This is a genomic window from Aquicoccus sp. SU-CL01552, assembly GCF_040365005.1.
Taxonomy (GTDB): domain Bacteria; phylum Pseudomonadota; class Alphaproteobacteria; order Rhodobacterales; family Rhodobacteraceae; genus Antarcticimicrobium.
The window spans coordinates 23,245-45,174 of the sequence record NZ_BAABWV010000007.1 but is presented as its reverse complement, the minus strand read 5'-3'; the positions used below and the strand labels follow the sequence as shown (position 1 = coordinate 45,174).

18 protein-coding genes are annotated in these 21,930 nt (G+C 66.5%); 5 read left to right on the top strand and 13 right to left on the bottom strand.

Annotation, left to right across the window (positions count from 1 at the left end; genetic code table 11):
- Window positions 1–10: 10 nt before the first annotated feature.
- The 6 genes from ABWV23_RS09755 to hslO form a co-directional block, all read right to left on the bottom strand.
- Window positions 11–1,258 carry a class I SAM-dependent RNA methyltransferase gene (locus ABWV23_RS09755; RefSeq protein ID WP_353347262.1) on the bottom strand — a complete coding sequence of 416 codons (1,248 nt, stop codon included), beginning with the start codon at window positions 1,256–1,258 and terminating at the stop codon, window positions 11–13.
- Window positions 1,259–1,295: 37 nt separating this feature from the next.
- Window positions 1,296–3,128: an ABC transporter ATP-binding protein gene (locus ABWV23_RS09750; protein WP_353347261.1), complete on the bottom strand. Its 1,833-nt coding sequence runs from the start codon at window positions 3,126–3,128 to the stop codon at window positions 1,296–1,298.
- Complete coding sequence (locus ABWV23_RS09745; RefSeq protein WP_353347260.1) at window positions 3,125–4,963, bottom strand: ABC transporter ATP-binding protein; 1,839 nt, start codon at window positions 4,961–4,963, stop codon at window positions 3,125–3,127. Before ABWV23_RS09745 ends, ABWV23_RS09750 begins: the two co-directional genes overlap by 4 nt.
- Before the next feature lie 196 nt (window positions 4,964–5,159).
- Window positions 5,160–6,329, bottom strand: a complete 1,170-nt coding sequence (locus ABWV23_RS09740) for a CCA tRNA nucleotidyltransferase (protein ID WP_353347259.1) — start codon at window positions 6,327–6,329, stop codon at window positions 5,160–5,162.
- Complete coding sequence (locus ABWV23_RS09735; protein WP_353347258.1) at window positions 6,326–6,922, bottom strand: CoA pyrophosphatase; 597 nt, start codon at window positions 6,920–6,922, stop codon at window positions 6,326–6,328. The genes ABWV23_RS09740 and ABWV23_RS09735 overlap by 4 nt, the downstream gene beginning before the upstream one ends.
- Window positions 6,915–7,901, bottom strand: coding sequence for an Hsp33 family molecular chaperone HslO (gene hslO, locus ABWV23_RS09730; protein ID WP_353347257.1), 987 nt, complete (start codon window positions 7,899–7,901; stop codon window positions 6,915–6,917). The genes ABWV23_RS09735 and hslO overlap by 8 nt, the downstream gene beginning before the upstream one ends.
- Before the next feature lie 81 nt (window positions 7,902–7,982).
- On the opposite strand from hslO, the gene ABWV23_RS09725 reads away from it, so the two are divergent.
- Window positions 7,983–8,429, top strand: coding sequence for an NUDIX domain-containing protein (locus ABWV23_RS09725; RefSeq protein ID WP_353347256.1), 447 nt, complete (start codon window positions 7,983–7,985; stop codon window positions 8,427–8,429).
- A gap of 9 nt (window positions 8,430–8,438) precedes the next feature.
- On the opposite strand, the gene ABWV23_RS09720 is transcribed toward ABWV23_RS09725, so the two are convergent.
- A complete protein-coding gene (locus ABWV23_RS09720; RefSeq protein ID WP_353347255.1) occupies window positions 8,439–9,698 on the bottom strand; it encodes a PP2C family protein-serine/threonine phosphatase in 1,260 nt (419 codons plus the stop codon).
- A gap of 175 nt (window positions 9,699–9,873) precedes the next feature.
- Here ABWV23_RS09720 and ABWV23_RS09715 point away from each other — a divergent pair, with 175 nt between their 5' ends.
- Entirely contained in the window at window positions 9,874–10,206 is a 333-nt protein-coding gene (locus tag ABWV23_RS09715) for an Hpt domain-containing protein (protein ID WP_353347254.1), read from the top strand.
- Window positions 10,207–10,230: 24 nt separating this feature from the next.
- On the opposite strand, the gene ilvA is transcribed toward ABWV23_RS09715, so the two are convergent.
- A complete protein-coding gene (ilvA, locus tag ABWV23_RS09710) occupies window positions 10,231–11,469 on the bottom strand; it encodes a threonine ammonia-lyase IlvA (RefSeq protein ID WP_353347253.1) in 1,239 nt (412 codons plus the stop codon).
- A gap of 112 nt (window positions 11,470–11,581) precedes the next feature.
- Here ilvA and ABWV23_RS09705 point away from each other — a divergent pair, with 112 nt between their 5' ends.
- Window positions 11,582–12,811 carry an argininosuccinate synthase gene (locus ABWV23_RS09705; RefSeq protein WP_353347252.1) on the top strand — a complete coding sequence of 410 codons (1,230 nt, stop codon included), beginning with the start codon at window positions 11,582–11,584 and terminating at the stop codon, window positions 12,809–12,811.
- A gap of 71 nt (window positions 12,812–12,882) precedes the next feature.
- Here the strand turns inward: ABWV23_RS09705 and ABWV23_RS09700 are convergent, their stop codons facing one another.
- Complete coding sequence (locus ABWV23_RS09700) at window positions 12,883–13,596, bottom strand: sulfotransferase-like domain-containing protein (RefSeq protein ID WP_353347251.1); 714 nt, start codon at window positions 13,594–13,596, stop codon at window positions 12,883–12,885.
- Window positions 13,596–14,504, bottom strand: a complete 909-nt coding sequence (locus ABWV23_RS09695) for a D-amino acid aminotransferase (RefSeq protein ID WP_353347250.1) — start codon at window positions 14,502–14,504, stop codon at window positions 13,596–13,598. The genes ABWV23_RS09700 and ABWV23_RS09695 overlap by 1 nt, the downstream gene beginning before the upstream one ends.
- A 204-nt stretch (window positions 14,505–14,708) precedes the next feature.
- Between ABWV23_RS09695 and msrA the strand changes: the two genes are divergently transcribed.
- Window positions 14,709–15,371 carry a peptide-methionine (S)-S-oxide reductase MsrA gene (gene msrA / locus ABWV23_RS09690; protein WP_353347249.1) on the top strand — a complete coding sequence of 221 codons (663 nt, stop codon included), beginning with the start codon at window positions 14,709–14,711 and terminating at the stop codon, window positions 15,369–15,371.
- On the opposite strand, the gene ABWV23_RS09685 is transcribed toward msrA, so the two are convergent.
- Window positions 15,368–16,243, bottom strand: a complete 876-nt coding sequence (locus ABWV23_RS09685) for a ribokinase (RefSeq protein ID WP_353347248.1) — start codon at window positions 16,241–16,243, stop codon at window positions 15,368–15,370. The genes msrA and ABWV23_RS09685 overlap by 4 nt on opposite strands.
- A 4-nt stretch (window positions 16,244–16,247) precedes the next feature.
- Window positions 16,248–18,503, bottom strand: a complete 2,256-nt coding sequence (locus ABWV23_RS09680; RefSeq protein WP_353347247.1) for an NADP-dependent malic enzyme — start codon at window positions 18,501–18,503, stop codon at window positions 16,248–16,250.
- Between the two features lie 160 nt (window positions 18,504–18,663).
- On the opposite strand from ABWV23_RS09680, the gene mutS reads away from it, so the two are divergent.
- Entirely contained in the window at window positions 18,664–21,285 is a 2,622-nt protein-coding gene (gene mutS, locus ABWV23_RS09675) for a DNA mismatch repair protein MutS (protein WP_353347414.1), read from the top strand.
- 79 nt (window positions 21,286–21,364) lie between these two features.
- On the opposite strand, the gene ABWV23_RS09670 is transcribed toward mutS, so the two are convergent.
- The gene (locus ABWV23_RS09670; RefSeq protein WP_353347246.1) at window positions 21,365–21,928 is read right to left on the bottom strand and encodes a nucleotide exchange factor GrpE; all 564 of its coding nucleotides are present in this window, start codon (window positions 21,926–21,928) and stop codon (window positions 21,365–21,367) included.
- Between the last annotated feature and the right edge of the window lie 2 nt (window positions 21,929–21,930).

Here is a 21,930-nt window from a genome sequence, read left to right as displayed (position 1 = left end):
TGTCTCCTGCCTAGTTGCCTGTCGTATCCGCCAGCGTGAACGCCGCCGCAAGCTCCACATGCGCCGACCAGCGGAACTGGTCGACCACCTGCACCCAATTCCGGCGATAGCCGGCCGCAACCAGCCGCGCCGCGTCGCGCGCAAACGTGACCGGGTTGCAGGACACATAGGCCACCACCGGCAGCCGCGCCTTGGCCAGCTCTGCCACCTGCGCCTCGGCACCGGCGCGGGGCGGGTCCAGGACGGCGGCCTCGAACGGGGCGGTGAACGGCGCCAGTTCATCGGGCATCAGGGGACGGCGGAACAGATCGCGCGCCTCGGTGGTCACGGCCTTCAACCCCTGCGCCTTGCGCCAACCGGCATCCAGGGCGGCGGTCATCGCCCGGTCGCCCTCGACCGCGTGCACCTCGGCCCGCTCTGCCAGCGGCAGCGAGAAGGTGCCGCAACCGGCAAACAGGTCGACGATGCGCCGCGCATCGCCCACCGCCTCGCGCACCGCCTCCAACAGCGCTGCCTCGCCCGCCCGCGTGGCCTGGAGAAAGGCCCCCGGCGGCGGCACCACCGACGCGGCGCCGAACCGCTGCACCGGAGGGGCGCGCATGGCGATCACCTCGCCGTCCCAGGCCAGACGCGCCAATCCGCTCCGCTCGGTCAATTGCGCCAGCGCCAGTTGCAGCGGCCCGTCCAGCGGCTTGCCCCCGCTCACCGCCAGGTCGAGCCCGACCTCGGACAGGGTGGCGGTGACCGACAGCACGCCCTTGCGGCTGCCGCCAGTGACGGCCAGAGCCTCGGCCACCGGCAGCGCCGCCAAAAGCGCCGGATCGAGCAACTGGCAGTCGGGGATCTCGACGATGGTCTCCGAGGCACGGCCGTGAAAGCCGACCAGCGCCCCCTTCTTGGTCCGCCGCGCGGCGAATGTGGCCCGCCGCCGGGATCGCGGTGGCGAGGTGCGGATTGTACGAAACACCGCCTCGACTCCCTGAGCGGCCAGCGCGCTGCGCACCACCTCCACCTTCCACGCGGCGACGAAATCGTCGCTGGCGTGCTGCAGGGCACAGCCGCCGCAGCCCTGGTAATGGCGACAGGGCGCCTTTACCCGGTCGGCCGAGGGTGTCACGATTCGCACCTCGCCCAGGCGATCGCCGGCGCGCACCCCCTCGGCGGTCTCTCCCGGCAGGGTGCGCGGTACAAAGGTCGGCCCCGGCGCGATCCCGTCGCCCTGGTGCCCCAATCTCTCGATGATGAACTGTTCAGCCATTTCTGCGTGATACCTGCGCAAGGGATGCGGAAAAAGCCTATTCCGCCGCGTCTGTCTGCAGAAACCCGCCCGACTGCCGCGCCCAGAACTGCGCGTACAGCCCGCCAGAGGCCAGCAGCGCGTCATGGGTGCCGCTTTCCACGATGCGCCCCTGGTCGAGCACGAGGATCCGGTCCATTTCCGACAGCGTCGACAACCGGTGCGCGATGGCCAACACCGTCTTGCCCTCCATCACCCGGCCCAGCGCGGTCTGGATCGCCGCCTCGACCTCGGAATCCAGCGCCGAGGTCGCCTCGTCCAGCACCAGGATCGGCGCATCCTTGAGGATCGCGCGCGCCAGCGCAATCCGCTGCCGCTGCCCGCCCGAGAGCTTGACGCCACGCTCGCCGAGAAACGCCTCGTACCCCTTGCGGCCCATGTGATCCTGCAACGAAAGGGTGAACTCATGCGCCTCGGCCTGTTCGGCGGCGCGCATCACCGCGTCGTCGCTGGCCCCGGGGCTGCCATAGCGGATGTTGTCCATCGCCGAGCGGTTGAACATCGCGGTTTCCTGCGTGACCATGCCGATCTGGCGGCGCAGGCTTTCCTGGGTGACATCCTCCACCGGCTGCCCGTCGATGCGGATCTGGCCCGATTCCGGTTGGTAGAGCCTTAACAACAGCGAAACCAGCGTCGATTTCCCCGCCCCCGAGGCGCCGACGATGCCCAGTTTCTCACCGGCGCGAATGGTCAGGTCGATCTCCGATACGCCACCAACTTCACGCCCGTAGGCGAACGTCACTTGGTCAAAGACGATCTCGCCCTGCGGCACCTGCAACGGTTGCGCATCCGGGGCATCCAGCAACCGAACGCGCGGGGTCAGCGTCTGCATCCCGTCCTCGACCTCGCCGATATCGGAATAGATCCCCATCAGCGCGAAACTGACCCAGCCGGTCATCTGCGACAGCCGGATCGCGACCGCCCCGGCGGCAACGATGTTGCCCTCGCTCGCCAGCCCCTGCCGCCACAACAGCAGCGTCGCGCCGATCAGCAACACCGGCAAAAGCCCGGCCAGGCACATCAGGCAGAACCGGAACAGGGCCGCCAGCCGACCGAACCCCAGCGCCCGGTCGCGAAAACCCTGCAACGCGCCCAGCGCCGCGCGATCCTCGTGATCGGCATGGGCAAACAGCTTGACCGTCTTGATGTTGGTGATGGTATCGACGATCTGCCCCGAGACCACCGCCCGCGCCCCGGCCCGGCCGGCGGCGCGTTCGCGCACCCGGGGCAGGAACCAGCGGATGGTCAGAAGATAGGCCGCGAACCAGACCAGGAACACCAGCGTCACATGCCAGCTGATCGAGGTCATCAGCACCAGAGACCCGACGATCGAGGCCAGCGCAAAGGCCACCACGTTGATCGATTCCACCGCCACGTTGGTCACGGCATTCGCCGCCTGCATCTGTTTCTGCGCGATGCGACCGGCGAAATCATCGTCAAAGAACTGCACCGATTGGCCCAGGGTCCAGCGATGCAACCGCGCCAGCACCATCGGGTTGACGTTCGGCCCGACGGCGATCGAGTTGGCGGCCGAGGACAACCCGAACAGGACCGGCCGCACCACAAGGAAAAACCCGACCGCCGCGCCCAGCTTGAGCAGGTTGGCGGGGGAAAACAGGTTGTCCGGCCCGCTGCCGACGGCGGTATCGACCACCATCCCGAGGATAAAGGCGGTGCCCGCCTCCAGCGCGCCGGCGGCGCAGGAGACGGTGGTGGCAAAGATCAGCACCGGCCAGGCGCCGCTGAGACACCACAGGATAAACGCCATCAGCGTTTGTGGCGGCGGCCCCTCGACCGGGCGGAACGGGTCGATCCAGTGGCCCATCCTCATTCCGCCGCCTCCGGGTTCAGGAATCCGCCCGATTGCCGCGCCCAGAACCGGGCGTAAAGCCCGCCCGCCGCCAGCAGATCCTCATGTCGGCCCTGTTCCACGATGCGGCCCTGATCCATCACCAGAATACGATCCATCTGCGCAATGGTAGACAGCCGGTGCGCGATGGCAATGACGGTCTTGCCCTGCATCATGCCGTACAGCGTGGTCTGGATCGCCGCCTCGACCTCGGAATCGAGCGCCGATGTCGCCTCGTCCAAAAGCAGGATCGGCGCATCCTTGAGGATCACCCGCGCCAGTGTCACCCGCTGCCGCTGTCCGCCCGACAGTTTCACGCCGCGTTCGCCCACATGCGCGTCATAGCCGCGGCGCCCCTGCGGATCGGAAAGGTCGAGGATGAAGTCATGCGCCTCGGCCTGCTTGGCGGCGGCGATCATCTGCGTCTCGCTGGCATCAGGGCGGCCGTACAGGATGTTGTCGCGCACCGAGCGATGCAACAGCGTGCTGTCCTGCTGGACCATGCCGATCTGGCGGCGCAGGCTGTCCTGGGTGACGGCACGGATGTCCTGTCCGTCGATCAGGATCTGCCCGGTCTCACTGTCGTAGAACCGCAACAACAGCTTGACCAGGGTCGATTTTCCCGCGCCCGAGCGCCCGATCAGCCCCAGCTTTTCGCCCGGCGCAATCTCCAGGTCGATCCGGTCCAGCCCGCCGGATTCCCGCCCGTAGTGATGCGACACCCCGCGCAGCTCGATCCCGCCGGCGCCCAGCTCCAGCGGTTTCGCGTCCGGCGCATCCACCAGGTCGATGGGCTGGGCGATGGTCTCCATCCCCTCGGCCACCACGCCCAGTTGGCGAAAGAAGGTGGTCAGCGCCCACATGATCCAGCCGGTCATCGCGTTCAGCCGCAGCGTCAGCGCGGTCGCCGCCGCCACCACGCCCACGCTGGCCTCACCCGCCATCCACAGCCAGATCGCCCAGCCGACCACGCCGACGATCAACAGCCCGTTCAGCATGACCAGCACCGCGTCCATGATGGTAAAGATCCGCATCTCCACCTGGAACGTGCGGCGCGACTCCTCGATCGCCTCTTTCGCGTAATCGAGTTCCCGGCCGTGATGGGCGAACATCTTGACCGAATGGATGTTGGAATAGCTGTCGACCACCCGCCCGGTGATCGCCGACCGCGCGTCCGAGGCTGCCTTGGAGGCCGGCTCCACCCGCTTTATCGTCCACCGGATCAGCAGCCCGTAGAGGACCAGCCAACCGAGAAGCGGCAGCAATAGCCGCGCATCGGCCGTCATCAGCAAGAGACCCGCACCGATGATATAGGCGATGGAGAAGGAGATCGCGTCGAACACCTGGAAGATCACCTCGCCCGCCGCCGGCGGGGTCTGCATGATCCGGTTGGCGATCCGCCCGGCAAAATCGTTCTCGAACCAGCCCACCGATTGGCGCAGCACGTGCTTGTGCGCACGCCAGCGGATCAACGTGCCGAAATTCGGCAGGATCGCGTTGTTCAGCACCAGCACATCGAGAAGCTGGATCAGCGGCCGCAGCACGAGGATGAACAGCGCCACCAGCACCAGTTCCAGCCCGTGCTCGGCCCAGACCTGCGCCGGGCTGCCGCCCAGCAGGTCGACCACCCGCCCCATGTAATAGATCAGCCAGATCTCGATCCCGGCCACCAATACCGAGAGCAGCGCCGCCCAGAGGAACACGCGGCGAAAGGGGCGCGCATAGGCGCGCAGAAACGGCCACAGCCGGGTTGGCGGGCGATCCTCTTGCGGATGGTCGCAATAGGGGTCGATCAGCGATTCAAAGAAACGAAACATGTCGGAACACTCCGGCAGAGCGAAAAGGATGAAAATGCAATAAGGGCAGCGCTGAACACCACCCACACGAGGCCCGGTCGTTCAGCGTCAGCTGTTCCAGATCCCGTGATACATGCGCATCCTCCAACAAGGTTTCGATGCGCTGGCTATCCAAAAACGATGGATTTGTCACCCATTACATGCATTTGACATGTCTTTAGCCGGCGGCGCTGTCACCCGAAAGCAACGCCGCCTTGTCACCGGCAAACCCGGAGGCGATCCAGCGGTTTTCAAGCTCTGCCAGCCGTTTGCCCAGCGCCGCGCCGTTATATTCCGGCATCAGGTCGCGCGCGGTCACCGGGAATTGCGCCGCCGCGCCCCTGGCGATGTCCCCCTCCGCGCCCTCGGGCCAGGGCTGATCCGACCAGGCACAGCGCAACAGCAGCGCATCGCGCGCCGCCGCTTCCTTCAGCCGATAGCCCAGCTCGGCCGGGGTCATGACACCCGCCGCCGCCTCGCGCATCCGGTCCAGCACCCGCGCCTGAGTCCGGCTCAGCCGCAGCGTCTTTGCCGCCTCGACCCCGCCCAGCGCCGCCAGCCGCCGCACCCCGTCCGGCGCCGTGCCGGTCTGGCCCTCCAGGTGCACCAGCGGCGCCAATGCACGATCGTCGGCCCCGGGCAGCACCTGCCCCAGCGCCCCGGTGGAGCGCATCGCCGCCACTGCCGGCGCCGGGTCGGGCGCCGCGAGCAGGCGCAGCAACTCGCCCCCCACCCGTTCGCGCGACAGCCGGGACAAGCCGTCGAGATTGTCGGCAATCGCCGCCAGCGCCTCGGGATCGAACCCCAGGTCGTCACAGCCATACCAGGCGTGAAAGCGGAAATAGCGCAGGCTGCGCAGGTAATCCTCGCGGATGCGGTCGCCCGCCTTGCCGATGAAACGCACCCGTCGCGCCCGCAGGTCCGGCAACCCGCCCAGCGGATCGAGCACGGTGCCATCGGATCGGGCGTAAAGCGCGTTCATGGTGAAATCGCGCCGCGCCGCGTCCTCCTCGACCCGGGTGGAATAGGCCACCACTGCCCGCCGCCCGTCGGTTTCAATGTCCTTGCGAAAGGTGGTCACCTCGTGCGGAATGCCGTCCTTGACCAGCGTCACGGTGCCGTGGTCGATCCCGGTGGGCACCGCCTTGATCCCCGCCGCCTCGGCCAGGGCGATCACCCGCTCGGGCACCGCGTCGGTCGACAGGTCGATATCGCGCACCGGCACGCCCATCAGTGCGTTGCGCACACAGCCACCGACGAACAACGCCTGCGCTCCGCCCAGTTCCAGCGCGGCGCAAACCGCCTGGGTCGCCGGGTCGGTCAGCCAGTCCTCGGTGATCCGGGTCATGCCTCCATCCGTACCGCCAGCCCGCGCAGCATCCGCGCGGTCGCGCCCCAGATGTAATAGGGGCCGAAGGGCACCGTGAAGTAATGCCGCCGCATCCCCCGCCAAATACGCGACTCGATCAGGTAGTTCTCCGGGTTCAGCACATGCTCCAGCGGCACCGAGAACACCTCTTCGACCTCGCCGGGTTCCGCCACCGGGTCGAACGCGCGCTCCAGCACCGCCAGCACCGGCGTCACCTTGAACCCGGTCACCGTCTCGTGCTCGGGAAGGGTGCCCAGAACCGTCGGCATGTCGCGCGGCAGGCCGATCTCTTCCTCGGCCTCGCGCAGGGCGGCGGCGGTCACGTTCGCGTCCGTCTCCTCCTGCTTGCCGCCGGGAAAGGCGATCTGGCCGGGATGGTGCTTCAGCGCCGAGGACCGCTTGGTCAGGATCAGCCGTGGCGCGCCGGTGGCGAGCGTGACCGTCACCAACACCCCGGCGGGGCGCAGCCGACGTTCCTCGGGCAACCTGAAATCAGGGTTCAGGTCGAAATCCGAGGAATCCGCGCCGGGCCGGTCCAGCGCGGACTGCAACCGTGCGACCGGGTCACCCATCGTCGCCCTGCCCCGCCTCGAAACCGACGCTGTTCGGGTCCAGCTCGTAATGGGCGCCGCAGAACTGGCAATCGGCGGTGACAAGGCCCTCGTCCGTGGTCATCCGGCTGATGTCCTTGGCCGAATAGATCGACAGGCTCTGGCGCACCCGGTCCTCGGAACAGGTGCAGCCGAACCGCACCGCCTGTGCATCGAACACGCGCGGTTGTTCCTCGTGGAACAGGCGCACCAACAGGTCGGTCGGCGTGACGACCGGACCGACAAGTTCCATCTCCTCGACCGAATCGAGCAGGATGTTCACCCGGTTCCAGTTCTCGCCCGCTTCCCCGTCCATCAGGTCGGCCGGGCGCAGGATCTCGCCGCCGCCCTCCCCCTCTGCCACGAAGGGCGAGGCCTTGGGCATGTGCTGCAACATCACCCCGCCGGCGCGCCAATGCTCGACCCCACCCTTTTCCGTCGACTTGCCGAAGTTCAGCTTGAACCGGGTCGGCAACTGCTCGGACTGGGCGAAATAGGCCTCGGCGCTGCGCCGCAGCGACTCGCCGGCCAGCGGCGTGATCCCCTGGTAGGGCGCGGTGCCCTTGCCTTGGTCGATCAGGATCGCGAAGTATCCCTCGCCGACCTGGGCAAAGGGGTCAGCCCCGGTCAGCCGGTCCGCGTCATAACTGGCATAGGCCCGGATCCGGGCCGGCTCTCCGTCCTTGGTGGGGGCATGGTAATCGGTGGCGATCATCCGCACCGCGCCCTTGGACTGCACCTGCAACGACAGCTTCCAACGCAGCTTGACGGTCTGGCCGATCAGCGCGGTCAAGAGCGCCATCTCGGCCACCAGAGCCTCGACCTGGGGTGGGTAATCATGCTGTTTCAGAATGCCCTCCAACACGCCGTCCAGCCGAGCAACGCGCCCGCGCATGTCCGAAACATCAAGCTGAAAGGGCAGGACGGTATCGTCCCACGCGAGTTTCGATCCGATGGTCATGGGGTTTCCTTATGCGCCACGGGTTGGCATATCAGGCGCAATATATAGTCGGAACGCATCGCGATGAAAGGGGGCGGCGGCATGATCAGACGGTTCGGAGCCTCACCCGACCCCCGGCAAAGCTATCGGCGCCGGGCCGGGGCCTATGCGCTGCTGCCGCTGGACGGGCATCTCCTGCTCACGCTGCAGGACGATCCGGGCCCCGATTTGCAACTGCCCGGCGGCGGCATCGACCCGGGCGAATCGCCACTGGCCGCGCTGTACCGCGAAGTTCGCGAGGAAACCGGCTGGCGGATCGCGGCACCGCGCCGGGTCGGCGCTTTTCGCCGCTTTGCCTATATGCCGGAATACGATCTCTGGGCCGAAAAGATCTGCCTGATCTACATCGCCCGGCCGGTCCGCCCGATGGGTCCGCCAACCGAACCGGGGCACAGCGCCCTCTGGCTGCGCCCGGACGAGGCCGCGCATCGTCTCGGCAATGCCGGCGACCGGCATTTCGCCGACCAGCTGGCCCGGGGCACCCTGTAACCGCGCGGCCTATGCCACGTTGAACTCGAACAGGGTGGCAGAGATATCGTCCTCCATGCTCTGCCCCGGCGCCATCCGCTCCGACAGCCGCCGAAACAGATCCTCCAACAGGTCCTGACCCTCCTGCCCGGTGTCGCAGGCCCGCACCAAGTCGAGGAACCCCTCGCTCTCCAGCAGGCCCCCGCCCGCCAGCCGGAATTCGGTGAACCCGTCCGAGTAGAACAGCAACCGGTCACCGGGCGCCATCACGGTTTCGAACTGGCCATAGGTCTGGTCCGGCAGCAACCCGACCGGCACACCGCCCGCGCCCAGGAACTCGGCACTACCGTCGCGGCGCAGCAACAGCGGATGGGGATGCCCGGCCTGCACCATCTGCACATGACCGCTGCGCAGATCGGCGGTGCCATACACCATGGTGAAATACTCATCCACGCCGGTATCCGCGATAAGGCGGTCGTTCAGAATCCGCGCCACCTCGGCCGGCGGGCGCAGGGCGTAAAAGCTTTCGTGGCGCTTTTCCAACCCGACGTTCTGGTCGAAATAGCTGCTCGACAGGTAGCCGCCCAGTTTCGCGGTCACCATCGCCGAGGTGATGCCGTGGCCCGATACGTCGATGGCATAAAACCCGATCCGCGTGCCCCCCGGCGAGAACATGCCCACCAGGTCGCCGCCGATATGGCCGCAGGGTTTGAGCAAGAGGCTCACCCGCGATGCGCCGAAATCACGCGTCAGCTCCGGCACCAGGGATTGCTGGATCCGGCGCGCCTGGATCAGGTCGCGGTCGATCGCGTCATGTGCCTTGCGCAGCTTGTCCAGCGTCTCCGAGATGACGCGGTTCTTCCTGGACAGCTCGCGCTGCATGTCCAGAATGCGGGCGCCGGCCGAAATCCGCGCCCGCAGCTCATCCCCATTCACCGGTTTGATCAGGAAATCATCGGCCCCGGCGTCCAGCCCCTTGGCGATGTCATGCTTGTCGCTCTTCGAGGTCAACAGGATGAAATAGCCATAGCCATCGGTCGGCAACATGCGGAACGCGCGGCAGAACTCCAGCCCGCTCATCCCCGGCATCATCCAGTCGCTCAGGACCAGGTCGGGCGGCGCCGCGCGGCAGATCTCCATCGCCGCCTCACCGCTGTCGGCCTCAACCACCTCGAATCCGGACTTGGTCAGCGACGACATCAGGATGTGGCGCTGCAACCGGCTGTCATCCACCACCAGCACGCGCCGGATCGCGCCCGTGGCCGGGGGAATCTCACGCGCTACCGCCATTGTCTGAGGCATCACCTTGCTCACCGAACCCTCTCGTGACCCACCGGGTGACAAGACTATCGGCGCAAGCCCTTAACAGGGGGTGAAACCGGATCGACCAACGCGGCTTAACCCGCTGTTTACGCCCCGCCCCTACCCTTGCCACCGGGTCGGGGTTCAGGAATGGGGGTTCATCATGATCTTATGGTCACGCGTGAACGAATTGCGCGACGAAGTCGGCGCCGAGGACTTCAAGGAGGTGGTCGAGCTGTTCCTCGACGAGGTGGAGGAGGTGATCGACCGGCTGCGCGCCGGCAGCCCCCGCGACCAGTTGGAACAGGATCTTCATTTCCTCAAGGGCAGCGCGCTCAATCTGGGGTTCTCCACCTTCTCCGACCTGTGCCAGGACGGAGAGCGGCTGGCGGCTCAGGGCAAACCCGACGACGTGGACCTGGCCGCCATCACTGATGCCTATGACCGGTCCAAGGTCTGTTTCCTCGACGGGATGCGCGAACACCTCGCCGCGTGACTGCGGCCGGCAGGGCCGGACCGCTCAGATCACGAACTGCGCCAGCGTCTCGTCGGTGGTGATGTCGGTATAGGTATAGCCCGCCGCATCCAACCGCGCGAACAGATGCGCAAAGTTCTCGGGTCGCTGAGTCTCGATCCCGATCAGGACCGAGCCGAAGTTGCGGGCCGATTTCTTCATGTACTCGAACCGGCTGATGTCGTCCTCGGGGCCGAGGATTTCGAGGAAATCCTTCAGCGCGCCGGGCCGCTGCGGCAGGCGCAGGATGAAGTATTTTTTCACGCCGGCGAAACGCTGCGCCCGTTCCTTGACCTCGGGCAGCCGCTCGAAATCGAAGTTGCCGCCCGATGTGACGCAGACCACCGTGCGGCCGCGCACGAAACTGGCGATATCGCCCACCGCCTCGATCGACATCGCCCCGGCGGGCTCCAACACGATCCCCTCCAGGTTCAGCATCTCGATGATGGTGGTACAGATCCGGTCCTCGCCCAGCACCATCACGTCGGACAGCCGGGTATCACGCAGCAGATCAAAGGTCTTTTCCCCGATCCGCCCCACTGCGGCCCCGTCGACGAAGGTATCGACATGGTCCAGCGTCACCGGGTGCCGCGCGCCCAGCGCCGCGCGCAGGCAGGCCCCGCCAGAGGGCTCGACGAAAACGCAATGGGTGCGGTCGCCGAACCAGGTCGACACGCCGGACGACATGCCGCCGCCGCCCACCGGCAGGATCACGTGATCGGGCATCCGGCCCAGCTGTTCCTCGATCTCGACCCCGATCGAGGCCTGCCCCTCGATCACGTCCATGTCGTCGAACGGCGACAGGAAATGCCCACCCTCGCGCGCACACCAGTCCTGCGCCGCCGCCAGGGTGTCGTCGAAATAATCACCCACAAGGTGGATCTGCACCTGGTCGCCGCCAAAGATCCGGGTCTTCTGGATCTTCTGCGCCGGCGTCGTCACCGGCATGAAGATCACCCCCTTCACGCCCATGTGCTTGCACATATAGGCGACACCCTGCGCGTGGTTGCCGGCACTGGCGCAAACGAACAGGTCCTGCCCCGCCTGCTTGCGCATGGCGTTGAACGCGCCGCGCAGCTTGTAGGATCGCACCGGGCTCAGATCCTCGCGTTTGAGCCAGATGTCAGCCTGGTACTTGTCCGAGAGGTGCGCGTTGCGCTGCAACGGGGTGGCGGGAAACACCGCGCGCATCGCGCGGGTGGCATCGCGGGCGCCGCTATGAAAGGCATCATCAAGATCGGTCATAGGGTTCTGTGGCCAAACTGGCCCTCGGATGCAAGCCCGCAGACGCTGCCACCTTGCCCCTGCGTCGAAAACCCGCTAACCCCCGTCGCGGTCTACGCAGAAGGAAATCCGCATGTCCGCGCCCAAGAAAGTCGTCCTGGCCTATTCCGGTGGCCTCGACACCTCGATCATCCTGAAATGGCTCCAAACCGAATATGGCTGCGAGGTGGTGACCTTTACCGCCGACCTCGGCCAGGGAGAGGAGCTGGAACCGGCGCGCAAGAAGGCCGAGATGCTGGGCATCAAGCCCGAGAACATCTTCATTGAGGACGTGCGCGAGGAATTCGTCCGCGATTTCGTCTTTCCGATGTTCCGCGCCAACGCGGTTTACGAGGGGCTCTACCTGCTGGGCACCTCGATCGCGCGCCCGCTGATCTCCAAGCGCCTGATCGAGATCGCCGAACAGACCGGCGCCGACGCGGTCGCCCACGGCGCCACCGGCAAGGGCAACGACCAGGTCCGCTTCGAACTGGCCGCCTATGCGCTGAACCCCGACATCAAGGTGATCGCACCCTGGCGCGAATGGGATCTGACCAGCCGCACCCGCCTGCTGGAATTCGCCGAGGCGCACCAGATCCCGATCGCCAAGGACAAGCGCGGCGAGGCCCCCTTCTCGGTCGACGCCAACCTGCTGCACACCTCGTCGGAGGGCAAGGTGCTCGAGGATCCGGCGCAACAGGCGCCCGATTACGTCTATCAGCGCACCGTGCACCCCGAGGATGCCCCGAACGAGGCCGAGTATATCGAGATCGGCTTTGAAAAGGGCGACGCGGTCAGCATCAACGGCGAGGCGATGAGCCCGGCCACCATCCTGACCCAGCTCAACGAATATGGCCGCAAGCACGGCATCGGCCGTCTCGACCTCGTCGAGGGCCGCTTCGTCGGCATGAAGTCCCGTGGCATCTATGAAACCCCCGGCGGCACCATCCTGCTCGAGGCGCACCGCGGCATCGAATCGATCACCATGGACCGCGGCGCGATGCACCTGAAGGACCAGCTGATGCCGCAATACGCCGAGCTGATCTACAACGGCTTCTGGTACAGCCCCGAGCGCGAGATGCTGCAGGCCGCCATCGACAAGAGCCAGCAGCACGTCACCGGCACCGTCCGCGTGCGCCTGTACAAGGGGCTTGCCACAACCGTCGGCCGCTGGTCGGATCAGTCGCTCTATTCCGAAGAGCACGTGACCTTCGAAGAGGACGCCGGCGCCTACGATCAGAAAGACGCCGCCGGCTTCATCAAGCTCAACGCGCTGCGCCTGCGCCTGTTGGCCATGCGCGATCGGCGCAACGCCGGAAAATAGGCTCTGACCCGAGCGATTTTCTATACACGGCCCGCCCCTCTGGCGGGCCGTTTGCGTTTCCGGCGCCCCTGCTACAACTTCTCCGCCATCATCCGCTCATAATACGGCATCGCCGTCTCCAGCACCGGCTGCAAATCCGTCGGCACCTGCGGCAACGGCCCCTCGGGCGCGGCGAACCCGGTGGATTGCCACACCGCCCCGTACCAATGCGGCGCCCAAACACCGTCGTCGGGATGCCCGCCGCTGGGCCAGGTCAGCATGCGCGCGGTGAACTCCAGCCCGATCGCGTCACAGAGCCCCTCCAGCGCCGCGCGCGGATCGGCGCGGATGTCATGGCTGTCGATCACCACCGGGCGCTGGCCCCAGCCCCGGACCAGATCGAACAACTCCGCCTGTTGCCGGAACCCGATATCGTCCAACACCGGGTTCTCGCGCTTGGCGGCATAGCTCGCGATCACCCGCGCCGGATGGCGGATCAGGAACACGTTCTGCACCCCGCGCATCCAGTCGCGCGGCACCCCTTCGATCATGTGCTGTGTCATGTGTTTCTGATAGAAATTCGGAAACCCCCCCGGGATAGAGCCACATATTTCCTCTACCACCGCCCCCGGATCCCGTGATTGCGCCGCCAGGATGTCATCGCGCATCGGGTGGGCCAGCCCGGTCTTTTCAAGGTAGGCGGCATAGAACGGCTCATCCACCACGGCGCAATCGCCCCGCGCCGCAAAGGCATACATCATCGCCGTCGACAGGTTGCGCGGCCCCGACCACATGGCAATCCGCATCACGCGCACTCCCGCTCGACCAGCGCCTTATAGAGGCCGCGAATACGGGTCGTCATCGGCCCCATATCGCCCGCACCGATCCGGCGCCCGTCAACCTCACCCACCGGGGTCTGCGCGCCGAAGGTGCCGGTCAGGAACGCCTCATCCGCGCCATAGGTGTCGACCAGCGAATAGTTGCGCTCAAACACCGGGATGCCATCGGCGCGGCAGACGTCGATCACCTTTTGCCGCGTGATCCCGTTCATGCAGTAATCCCCGGTGCTGGTCCAAACCTCGCCCTTGCGGACGATGAAGAAGTTGCAGGCGTTGGTAGTGTTCACAAAGCCGTTCACATCCAGCATCAACGCCTCGTCGGCCCCCGCCTTTTCCGCCGCGATGCAGGCCAGGATGCAGTTCAGCTTGGAATGCGAATTCAGCTTGGGATCCTGCGTCATCGGCAGCCCGCGGATATGCGGCACCGTGGCCAGCCGGATCGGTCGCGGCAGGCTGGGCCGTGAATGCTCCATGATGATGGTCACGGTCGGCCCCTGCTGCGACAGCGCCGGATGCTGGAACGGGCGGGTCTTGACCCCCCGCGTCACCATCAGCCGCGCATGGGCATCGGTGACCATACCATTGGCCGTTTGCGTCTCTAACAAGGCGCTTTTGACCCCGTCCCGATCCATCCCGATCTCCAGGTCGATCGCCTTGGCGGCCTCGAACAACCGGTCCAGATGCATGTCGAGAAAGGCCCATGTCCCGTTGTACAGGCGCAGCCCCTCCCACACCCCGTCGCCAAGCATGAAGCCGCTGTCATAAACACTCACCAATGCCTCGGCCTTGGGCACGATCCTGCCGTTCAGATAGATCAGGATCTCTTCGTTGCGCGCATCCTCCTGCGCCTGGTGGGTGGTGATCTTGTCGGTCATCGCGCTCTCCTTTTGGCAAAGGCTAGAGCGCGCCCGAAACCTTGGGAACCGGTTTCTCGCACCGACCACGAGGCGACGAAACAAACCACGCGCGCATGGTCACTCCTGCTCACCTGCGCGTGACATTCGATGACAGCCGATTGCCCGGGCCGGACGCGCGCGGCACTCTCACACCCAGCCATTGCAAGTTCGAGGAGAGTTGCCATGTCACGGTTCAAAACGCTCAAGCCCGTCCTGCTTGCCGGCCTCATCGTGCTGGCAAGCCTGATCCATTCCACCCACGCCCATGCCGGCCCGCGCGAAACGCTGGTTGTCGCCGGCGGTTGCTTCTGGTGCGTCGAGGCCGATTTCGAAAAGCTCGATGGCGTGCAGGAGGCGGTCTCTGGCTATACCGGCGGCACCCTCGAAAACCCCACGTACAAACAGGTCAGCCGTGGCGGCACCGGCCATTACGAGGCGGTGAAGATCACCTTCGACCCGTCCCGGATCAGCCGCGAAACCCTGTTGTCGCTGTTCCTGCGCTCGGTCGATCCCACCGATGCGGGCGGCCAGTTCTGTGATCGTGGCGACAGCTACCGCACCGCGATTTTCGTCTCTGACACGGGGGAAAAGGCGCTGGCGCAGGCCGCGATCAGCCAGGCGCAGGCGGATCTTGGGCAACAGGTCGTCACGCCCATCCTGCCCGCCAAACGGTTTTACGAGGCCGAGGCCTATCACCAGGATTATTACAAGGGGTCCAAGCTGATCCTCACGCGCTATGGCCCACGCAAACAATCGGTCGCCTACAAGCTTTACCGCGAGGGCTGCGGCCGCGATGCGCGGGTGCGGGCGCTTTGGGGCGATGCCGCGCCCTTTGCCGGTATTTAACCGGGCCGCGCCGCCTGCACGTCCTTCAGATCGGGGATCACGTCCGCCGTGCCGTGGCGTGTCACCATGATCGCGGCGGCGCGCATCGCTTGCGCAATCGCCTGCGCCATCGGCAGCCCCCGGTCGAGCCCGGCCAGAACATAACCGGTAAAGGTATCGCCGGCACCGGTGGTATCCACCGGCATCACCGGAACCGCTGGGAAATCCCGGCTTTCCCCTGATTTAGTGTCGAAATACCGCGCGCCCCCGGCCCCTAGCGTCACGATCACGTCGCGCACCGGCAGGGCCCCGGGGCCCATGCCCGTCGCCCGTTCCAGCTGCTCGGCCTCGACCGCGTTGAGCACCAGAAAATCGAGGTACGGCAGCACCGCGCGCACGGCCTCGGCATCGAAGGGGGCGGCGGCATAACACACCCGCAGCCCCAGATCGCGCCCGATCCGCGCCGCCAGCAATTGCGCGTTGGTCTCGTTCTGGATCAACAGGCTGTCACCCGCCGCCGCCTCGGAGAGCGCGGCCTGAACCGCCACCTCGGGAATCGCGCGGTTGGCACCGGGAAAGATCACGATCTGGTTTTCGCCATCCGGGTCGACCGTCACGATGGCATGACCGGTGGGGTCCGCGGCCTGCTGGATATGGCGCGTGTCCACGCCGTATTCCATCAACCGCTCCACCGCCCAGGCCCCGTCGGCGCCCACCGCGCCGAGATGGCGCACATGGGCCGCCGCGCGCGCCGCCGCGACGGACATGTTGGCGCCCTTGCCGCCCAAGAACCGCTGCAGCCCGGTGGCGGCCAGCGTCTCTCCCGGCCCGGGCAGGTGCGGCACCGCATAGACCATGTCGGCGTTGATCGAGCCGAGGTTCCAGATCGCCATGGGGTCAGCCGATCCCGCAGGCCGCCAGAACCGCCATGTTCAGGATGTCGTTGGCGGTGGAGACCGTCGAACAGATCTGGATCGGCTTGTTCACGCCGGTCAGGATCGGCCCGATCACCGTCGCCTCGCCCATCTCCTGCATCAGCTTGACCGAGATGCTGGCCGAATGCCGCGCCGGCACCACCAGCATGTTCGCCGGACCGGTCAGGCGCGAGAACGGATAGGACATCTGCGCCTTGGCGTTCAGCGCCACGTCGACCGCCATCTCGCCCTCGTACTCGAAATCCACCCCGCGCGCGTCCAGCGCATCGCAGGCCAGGTGCATCTTTTCCGCCCGCTCCGACACCGGGTAACCAAAGGTCGAGAACGAGACGAAGGCCACCCGAGGCTCCAACCCCAGCCCGCGCGCCACCGAGGCACCCCGCTCGGCGATATTGGCCAGGTCCTCGGTCTCGGGCCATTCGTGCACCAGCGTGTCGCCGATCAGCACGATCCGCCCCTTGTGCAACAGCGCGGTGATCCCCGCCGCGCCATGTTCCGCGTCGGCGTCAAAGACGTGGTTGATCTGGTCCAGCACATGGGCCGATTTCCGCGTCGCCCCGGAGACCAGCGCATCGCCATGCCCATGCGCCAGCATCAGCGCCGAGAACACGTGGCGGTCGCGCGCGGCCAGCCGGTGCACGTCCTTCTGGTCAAAGCCCCTGCGCTGAAGCCGCTTGTACAAAAACGCCTTGTAACTGTCCAAATGCGTGGTGTTGGCGGCGTTCACCACCTCGATCTCGCGCACCGCGTCCTCCAGCCCCGCCGCCTCGAGCTTGGCCTTCACGTCGCCCGGGCGCCCGACCACCAGCGCCTTGCCGAACCCCGACCGCTGGTAGGTGACCGCGGCCCGCAAAACGCGCGGATCGTCGCCCTCGGCAAAGATCATCCGCGCCTGCGCCGCCCGCGCCCGGGCGTTCAGCCCGCGCAGGATGCTCGCGGTCGGGTCCATCCGGCTTTTCAACGTCAGTTCATAGGCGTCCATGTCGATGATCGGACGCCGCGCCGCCCCGGTGTCCATGCCGGCACGCGCCACGGCGGTGGGAATCCGGTGAATCAGCCGCGGATCGAACGGCGTGGGAATGATGTAATCGCGACCAAAGCTCAGCGCCTTGCCATAGGCCAGCGCCACCTCGTCCGGCACATCCTCGCGCGCGATCTTGGCCAGCGCGTGGGCACAGGCGATCTTCATCTCGTCGTTGATCGCACGCGCATGAATGTCCAGCGCCCCCCGGAACAGATAGGGAAAGCCCAGCACGTTGTTGACCTGGTTGGGATAATCGCTGCGCCCCGTCGCGACGATGGCGTCCATCCGCACCTCGTGCGCCTCTTCCGGGGTGATCTCCGGATCGGGGTTGGCCATGGCAAAGATCACCGGGTTGTCGGCCATGGAAGCGACCATCTCCTGCGTCACCGCGCCCTTGGCCGAAACGCCGAGGAACACGTCGGCCCCCTTCATCGCGTCCTCGAGGCTGCGCAGCTCGGTCTTGACCGCATGGGCCGATTTCCACTGGTTCATCCCCTCGGTCCGACCTTGGAAGATCACCCCCTTGGTATCGCAGACGATGCAGTTGTCATGCCGCGCGCCCATGCGTTTCAGCAGCTCGATACAGGCAATGCCAGCGGCGCCGGCGCCGTTCAGCACGATCTTCACGTCCTCGATCTTCTTGTCCGAGAGGTGCAGCGCGTTGATCAGACCGGCGGCACAGATCACCGCCGTGCCGTGCTGGTCGTCGTGAAACACCGGGATGTCCATCTCTTCCTTGAGCCGCTGCTCGATGATGAAACATTCCGGCGCCTTGATATCCTCGAGGTTGATGCCGCCAAAGGTCGGCCCCATCAGTTTGACCGCCTGGATGATCTCGTCGGGGTCCTCGGTATCCAGCTCGATATCGACCGCGTTCACATCCGCGAACCGCTTGAACAGAACCGCCTTGCCCTCCATCACCGGCTTGGAGCCCAGCGCGCCCAGGTTGCCCAGCCCCAGCACCGCGGTGCCGTTCGAGATCACCGCGACGAGGTTGCCCTTGTTGGTGTAATCATAGGCGGTCTCGGGGTTTGCCGCGATCGCCTCGCAGGGCACCGCGACACCGGGCGAATAGGCCAGCGACAGGTCGCGCTGCGTGGTCATCGGCACCGTCGCGCGCACCTCGAACTTGCCCGGCGTGGGCTCCAGGTGAAAGGCGAGCGCCTCTTCGTCGGTGATTTTCGTCTTCGCCATGGCTGCGTCACTCCTCCGCTGGGCGCCGACCTCATAGCCTAGGGGCCAAGGCACCTCAACGCCATTGCGTTTTCGCCTTTCGCCGGCACCGGGTCATTTGTAAGGTCGCGACCGGTTCGCAGGATGGGGAGACACCGGCTTGACCACCACCGTCACGCCGATGATGGCGCAATATCTCGAGATCAAGCAACAGCACGCCGACGCGCTGCTGTTCTATCGCATGGGCGATTTCTACGAGATGTTCTTCGACGACGCGGTCGCCGCCTCCGAGGCGCTTGATATCGCCCTGACCAAGCGCGGCAAACATGCCGGCGCCGATATCCCGATGTGTGGCGTGCCGGTCCATGCCGCCGAGAACTACCTGCTGACGCTGATCCGCAAGGGGTTCCGCGTCGCCGTCTGCGAACAGATGGAAAGCCCGGCCGAGGCCAAGAAACGCGGCTCCAAATCGGTGGTGCGGCGCGACGTGGTACGCCTTGTCACCCCCGGCACCCTGACCGAGGATTCGCTCCTGGAGGCGCGGCGGCACAACTATCTCGCCGCTTACACGCAAATCCGCGACCAGGCCGCGCTGGCCTGGGCCGATATCTCGACCGGCGATTTCCACGTGATGCCGATCGCCCCGGTGCGGCTGTCGCCCGAATTGGCGCGGTTGGCCCCGGCTGAACTGGTGGTGCCCGACACGATCGAGAACGAAAAGCACGGGTTAGTCTCTGATCTGGGGATCGCCCTGACCCCGCTGGCCCGCGCCAGTTTCGACAGCACCGCCGCCGAAAAGCGGATCCTGGAACTGTTCCGGATCTCGGCGCTCGATGCCTTCGGCAGTTTCTCCCGCGCCGAGGTCTCGGCCATGGGGGCGCTGATCGACTACCTCGACATCACCCAAAAGGGCAAACTGCCCCTGATGCAACCGCCCCAGCGCGAGGCACAGGACCGGATCGTCCAGATCGACGCCGCCACCCGTCGCAACCTGGAGTTGACCCGCGCGCTGTCGGGTGGCCGGGCCGGTTCGTTGCTGGCGGTGATGGACCGCACCGTCACACCGGGCGGTGCCCGCCTTCTGGAACAGCGACTGTCCAGCCCGTCGCGGGATCTCGCGGTGATCCACGCCCGCCAGGACGCCATCAGCTACTGTGCCGAGGACAGCGGGTTTTCCGACCTTCTGCGCGACACCCTGCGCAAGACCCCGGACATGGATCGCGCCCTTTCGCGCCTGGCGCTGGAGCGCGGCGGCCCGCGCGACTTGGCCGCGATCCGCGGCGCCCTCATCCAGTCCAGCGCACTGGCCGAGGCCTGCGCCGGGCGCGACCTGCCCGCGCACCTGGCCGAGGCGGTGGCGGCCTTGACCGGATTCGACGACCTCGCCGCCTTGCTCGAGGCCGCGCTGGTCGCCGATCCGCCGCTGCTGGCGCGCGACGGCGGGTTCATCGCGCCCGGCTACGACCCCGACCTCGATGAGGCGCGCACCCTGCGCGACGAGGGCCGCTCCGTCATCGCGGCGCTGCAAAAGAAATACGCCGAACATACCGGCATCGCCTCGCTGAAGATCAAGCACAACAACGTGCTGGGCTATTTCATCGAGACCACCGCCACCCATGCGGCCAGGATGCAGGCCGCGCCGCTCAACGAAACCTTTATCCACCGTCAGACCACCGCCAACCAGATCCGCTTTACCACCGTCGACCTCTCCGAGATCGAAACCCGCATCCTGAACGCCGGTGGACGGGCGCTCGAGATTGAAAAGCGGCTCTATCAAGCGCTTTCAGAGACGATCCTGGAGAACGCGCCCCGCCTCAATGCCGCCGCGCGGGGGCTGGCCGAACTGGATCTCGCCACCGCGCTGGCCGATCTGGCGCGCGCCGAGGACTGGTGCCGCCCCCAGGTCGACGCCAGCCGCGCCTTCGACATTGCCGGCGGGCGGCATCCGGTGGTGGAACAGGCGCTGCGGCAACAGGGCGGCGCCCCCTTCGTGGCCAACGACTGTGACCTGACCGCCGGCGACGGCGCGGCGGTCTGGCTGCTCACGGGCCCCAACATGGCCGGTAAATCGACCTTCCTGCGGCAGAATGCACTGATTGCACTTCTGGCCCAGATCGGCAGCTATGTCCCGGCGGACCACGCCCGCATCGGCATGGTCAGCCAGATCTTCAGCCGCGTCGGCGCCTCCGACGACCTCGCGCGCGGCCGCTCCACCTTCATGGTGGAAATGGTCGAGACCGCCGCGATCCTGAACCAGGCCGACGACCGCGCGCTGGTCATCCTCGACGAGATCGGCCGCGGCACCGCCACCTATGACGGGCTCTCCATCGCCTGGGCCACGCTGGAGCACCTGCACGACGTCAACCGCGCCCGCGCCCTGTTCGCCACCCATTACCACGAGTTGACCGCGCTCGCCGGCAAGCTCGAGCATGTCGAGAACGCCACCGTTGCCGTCCGCGAATGGGAGGGCGAGGTGATCTTCCTGCACGAGGTGCGCAAGGGCGCCGCCGATCGCTCCTACGGCGTGCAGGTGGCCCAGCTGGCCGGCCTGCCGGCCTCGGTGGTGGCCCGCGCCCGGGTGGTGCTGGATGCGCTGGAACAGGGCGAACGCGAGGGCGGCGCCACGCAAAAGGCGCTGATCGACGACCTGCCACTCTTCGCGGCCACGCCGACGCCGCCGCCGTCACCCGCCCCGACGACCTCGCCCGTGGTCGAGATGCTCGAGAACATCCACCCCGACGAGCTCAGCCCGCGCGACGCGCTCGACCTGCTCTACAAACTGAAAGAGGCGGCCAAAAGCTGACCGCCCCTTCTTCTCTTTGGCAAATACTCCCGCCGGAGGCACGCGCGCCGCGGGGGCGCGTTTCAGCTCTCGCCACTCGTCAGGATGCGGGGGTCGATGACACCCCGACCTGCGCCGGACGCAGCAGCCGGTCGTGCAGCATGAACCCCTCGGCGGCGACCTGGATGATGTCTCCTGCCTTGGTGCCCGGCACCGGGGCCTCGAACATCGCCTGGTGCACCTGCGGATCGAACCTGTCGCCGACCTGCGGTGACACCGGCTCGATCCCGTGCTTTGCAAGCACGTTGAGCAACTCGCGCAGGGTCAGCTCGATCCCCTCGATCAGGGCCGAGGCGACATCTCTGTGCTCTTCCGTCGCGGCCTCGAGTGCGCGCTTCATGTTGTCATAGACCGGCAAGATGTCGCGCGCCAGTTTCGAGCCGCCATATTGCTCGGCCTCTCGGCGTTGCTTGTCGGCGCGCTTGCGCGAATTCTCGGCATCCGCCAGCGCGCGCATGAACTTGTCCTTCAGCGCATCCCGCTCGGCGCGCAGCGCATCGAGCTCGGCGGCCTCGGATTCGATCTCGGCCAGTTCCTCGGCCAGTTCCTCGGCCTCGGCGGCCTCGATGTCATCCAGAAAATCGTCGTTCTTGGGCTCTGCCATGT

Excerpts from the sequence above, each read along its gene's own strand:
- ABWV23_RS09755 (WP_353347262.1), bottom strand. The coding sequence starts at position 1,258 with ATGGCTGAACAGTTCATCATCGAGAGATTGGGGCACCAGGGCGACGGG.
- ABWV23_RS09750 (WP_353347261.1), bottom strand. The coding sequence starts at position 3,128 with ATGAGGATGGGCCACTGGATCGACCCGTTCCGCCCGGTCGAGGGGCCG.
- ABWV23_RS09745 (WP_353347260.1), bottom strand. The coding sequence starts at position 4,963 with ATGTTTCGTTTCTTTGAATCGCTGATCGACCCCTATTGCGACCATCCG.
- ABWV23_RS09740 (WP_353347259.1), bottom strand. The coding sequence starts at position 6,329 with ATGACCCGGATCACCGAGGACTGGCTGACCGACCCGGCGACCCAGGCG.
- ABWV23_RS09735 (WP_353347258.1), bottom strand. The coding sequence starts at position 6,922 with ATGGGTGACCCGGTCGCACGGTTGCAGTCCGCGCTGGACCGGCCCGGC.
- hslO (WP_353347257.1), bottom strand. The coding sequence starts at position 7,901 with ATGACCATCGGATCGAAACTCGCGTGGGACGATACCGTCCTGCCCTTT.
- ABWV23_RS09725 (WP_353347256.1), top strand. The coding sequence starts at position 7,983 with ATGATCAGACGGTTCGGAGCCTCACCCGACCCCCGGCAAAGCTATCGG.
- ABWV23_RS09720 (WP_353347255.1), bottom strand. The coding sequence starts at position 9,698 with ATGGCGGTAGCGCGTGAGATTCCCCCGGCCACGGGCGCGATCCGGCGC.
- ABWV23_RS09715 (WP_353347254.1), top strand. The coding sequence starts at position 9,874 with ATGATCTTATGGTCACGCGTGAACGAATTGCGCGACGAAGTCGGCGCC.
- ilvA (WP_353347253.1), bottom strand. The coding sequence starts at position 11,469 with ATGACCGATCTTGATGATGCCTTTCATAGCGGCGCCCGCGATGCCACC.
- ABWV23_RS09705 (WP_353347252.1), top strand. The coding sequence starts at position 11,582 with ATGTCCGCGCCCAAGAAAGTCGTCCTGGCCTATTCCGGTGGCCTCGAC.
- ABWV23_RS09700 (WP_353347251.1), bottom strand. The coding sequence starts at position 13,596 with ATGCGGATTGCCATGTGGTCGGGGCCGCGCAACCTGTCGACGGCGATG.
- ABWV23_RS09695 (WP_353347250.1), bottom strand. The coding sequence starts at position 14,504 with ATGACCGACAAGATCACCACCCACCAGGCGCAGGAGGATGCGCGCAAC.
- msrA (WP_353347249.1), top strand. The coding sequence starts at position 14,709 with ATGTCACGGTTCAAAACGCTCAAGCCCGTCCTGCTTGCCGGCCTCATC.
- ABWV23_RS09685 (WP_353347248.1), bottom strand. The coding sequence starts at position 16,243 with ATGGCGATCTGGAACCTCGGCTCGATCAACGCCGACATGGTCTATGCG.
- ABWV23_RS09680 (WP_353347247.1), bottom strand. The coding sequence starts at position 18,503 with ATGGCGAAGACGAAAATCACCGACGAAGAGGCGCTCGCCTTTCACCTG.
- mutS (WP_353347414.1), top strand. The coding sequence starts at position 18,664 with ATGATGGCGCAATATCTCGAGATCAAGCAACAGCACGCCGACGCGCTG.
- ABWV23_RS09670 (WP_353347246.1), bottom strand. The coding sequence starts at position 21,928 with ATGGCAGAGCCCAAGAACGACGATTTTCTGGATGACATCGAGGCCGCC.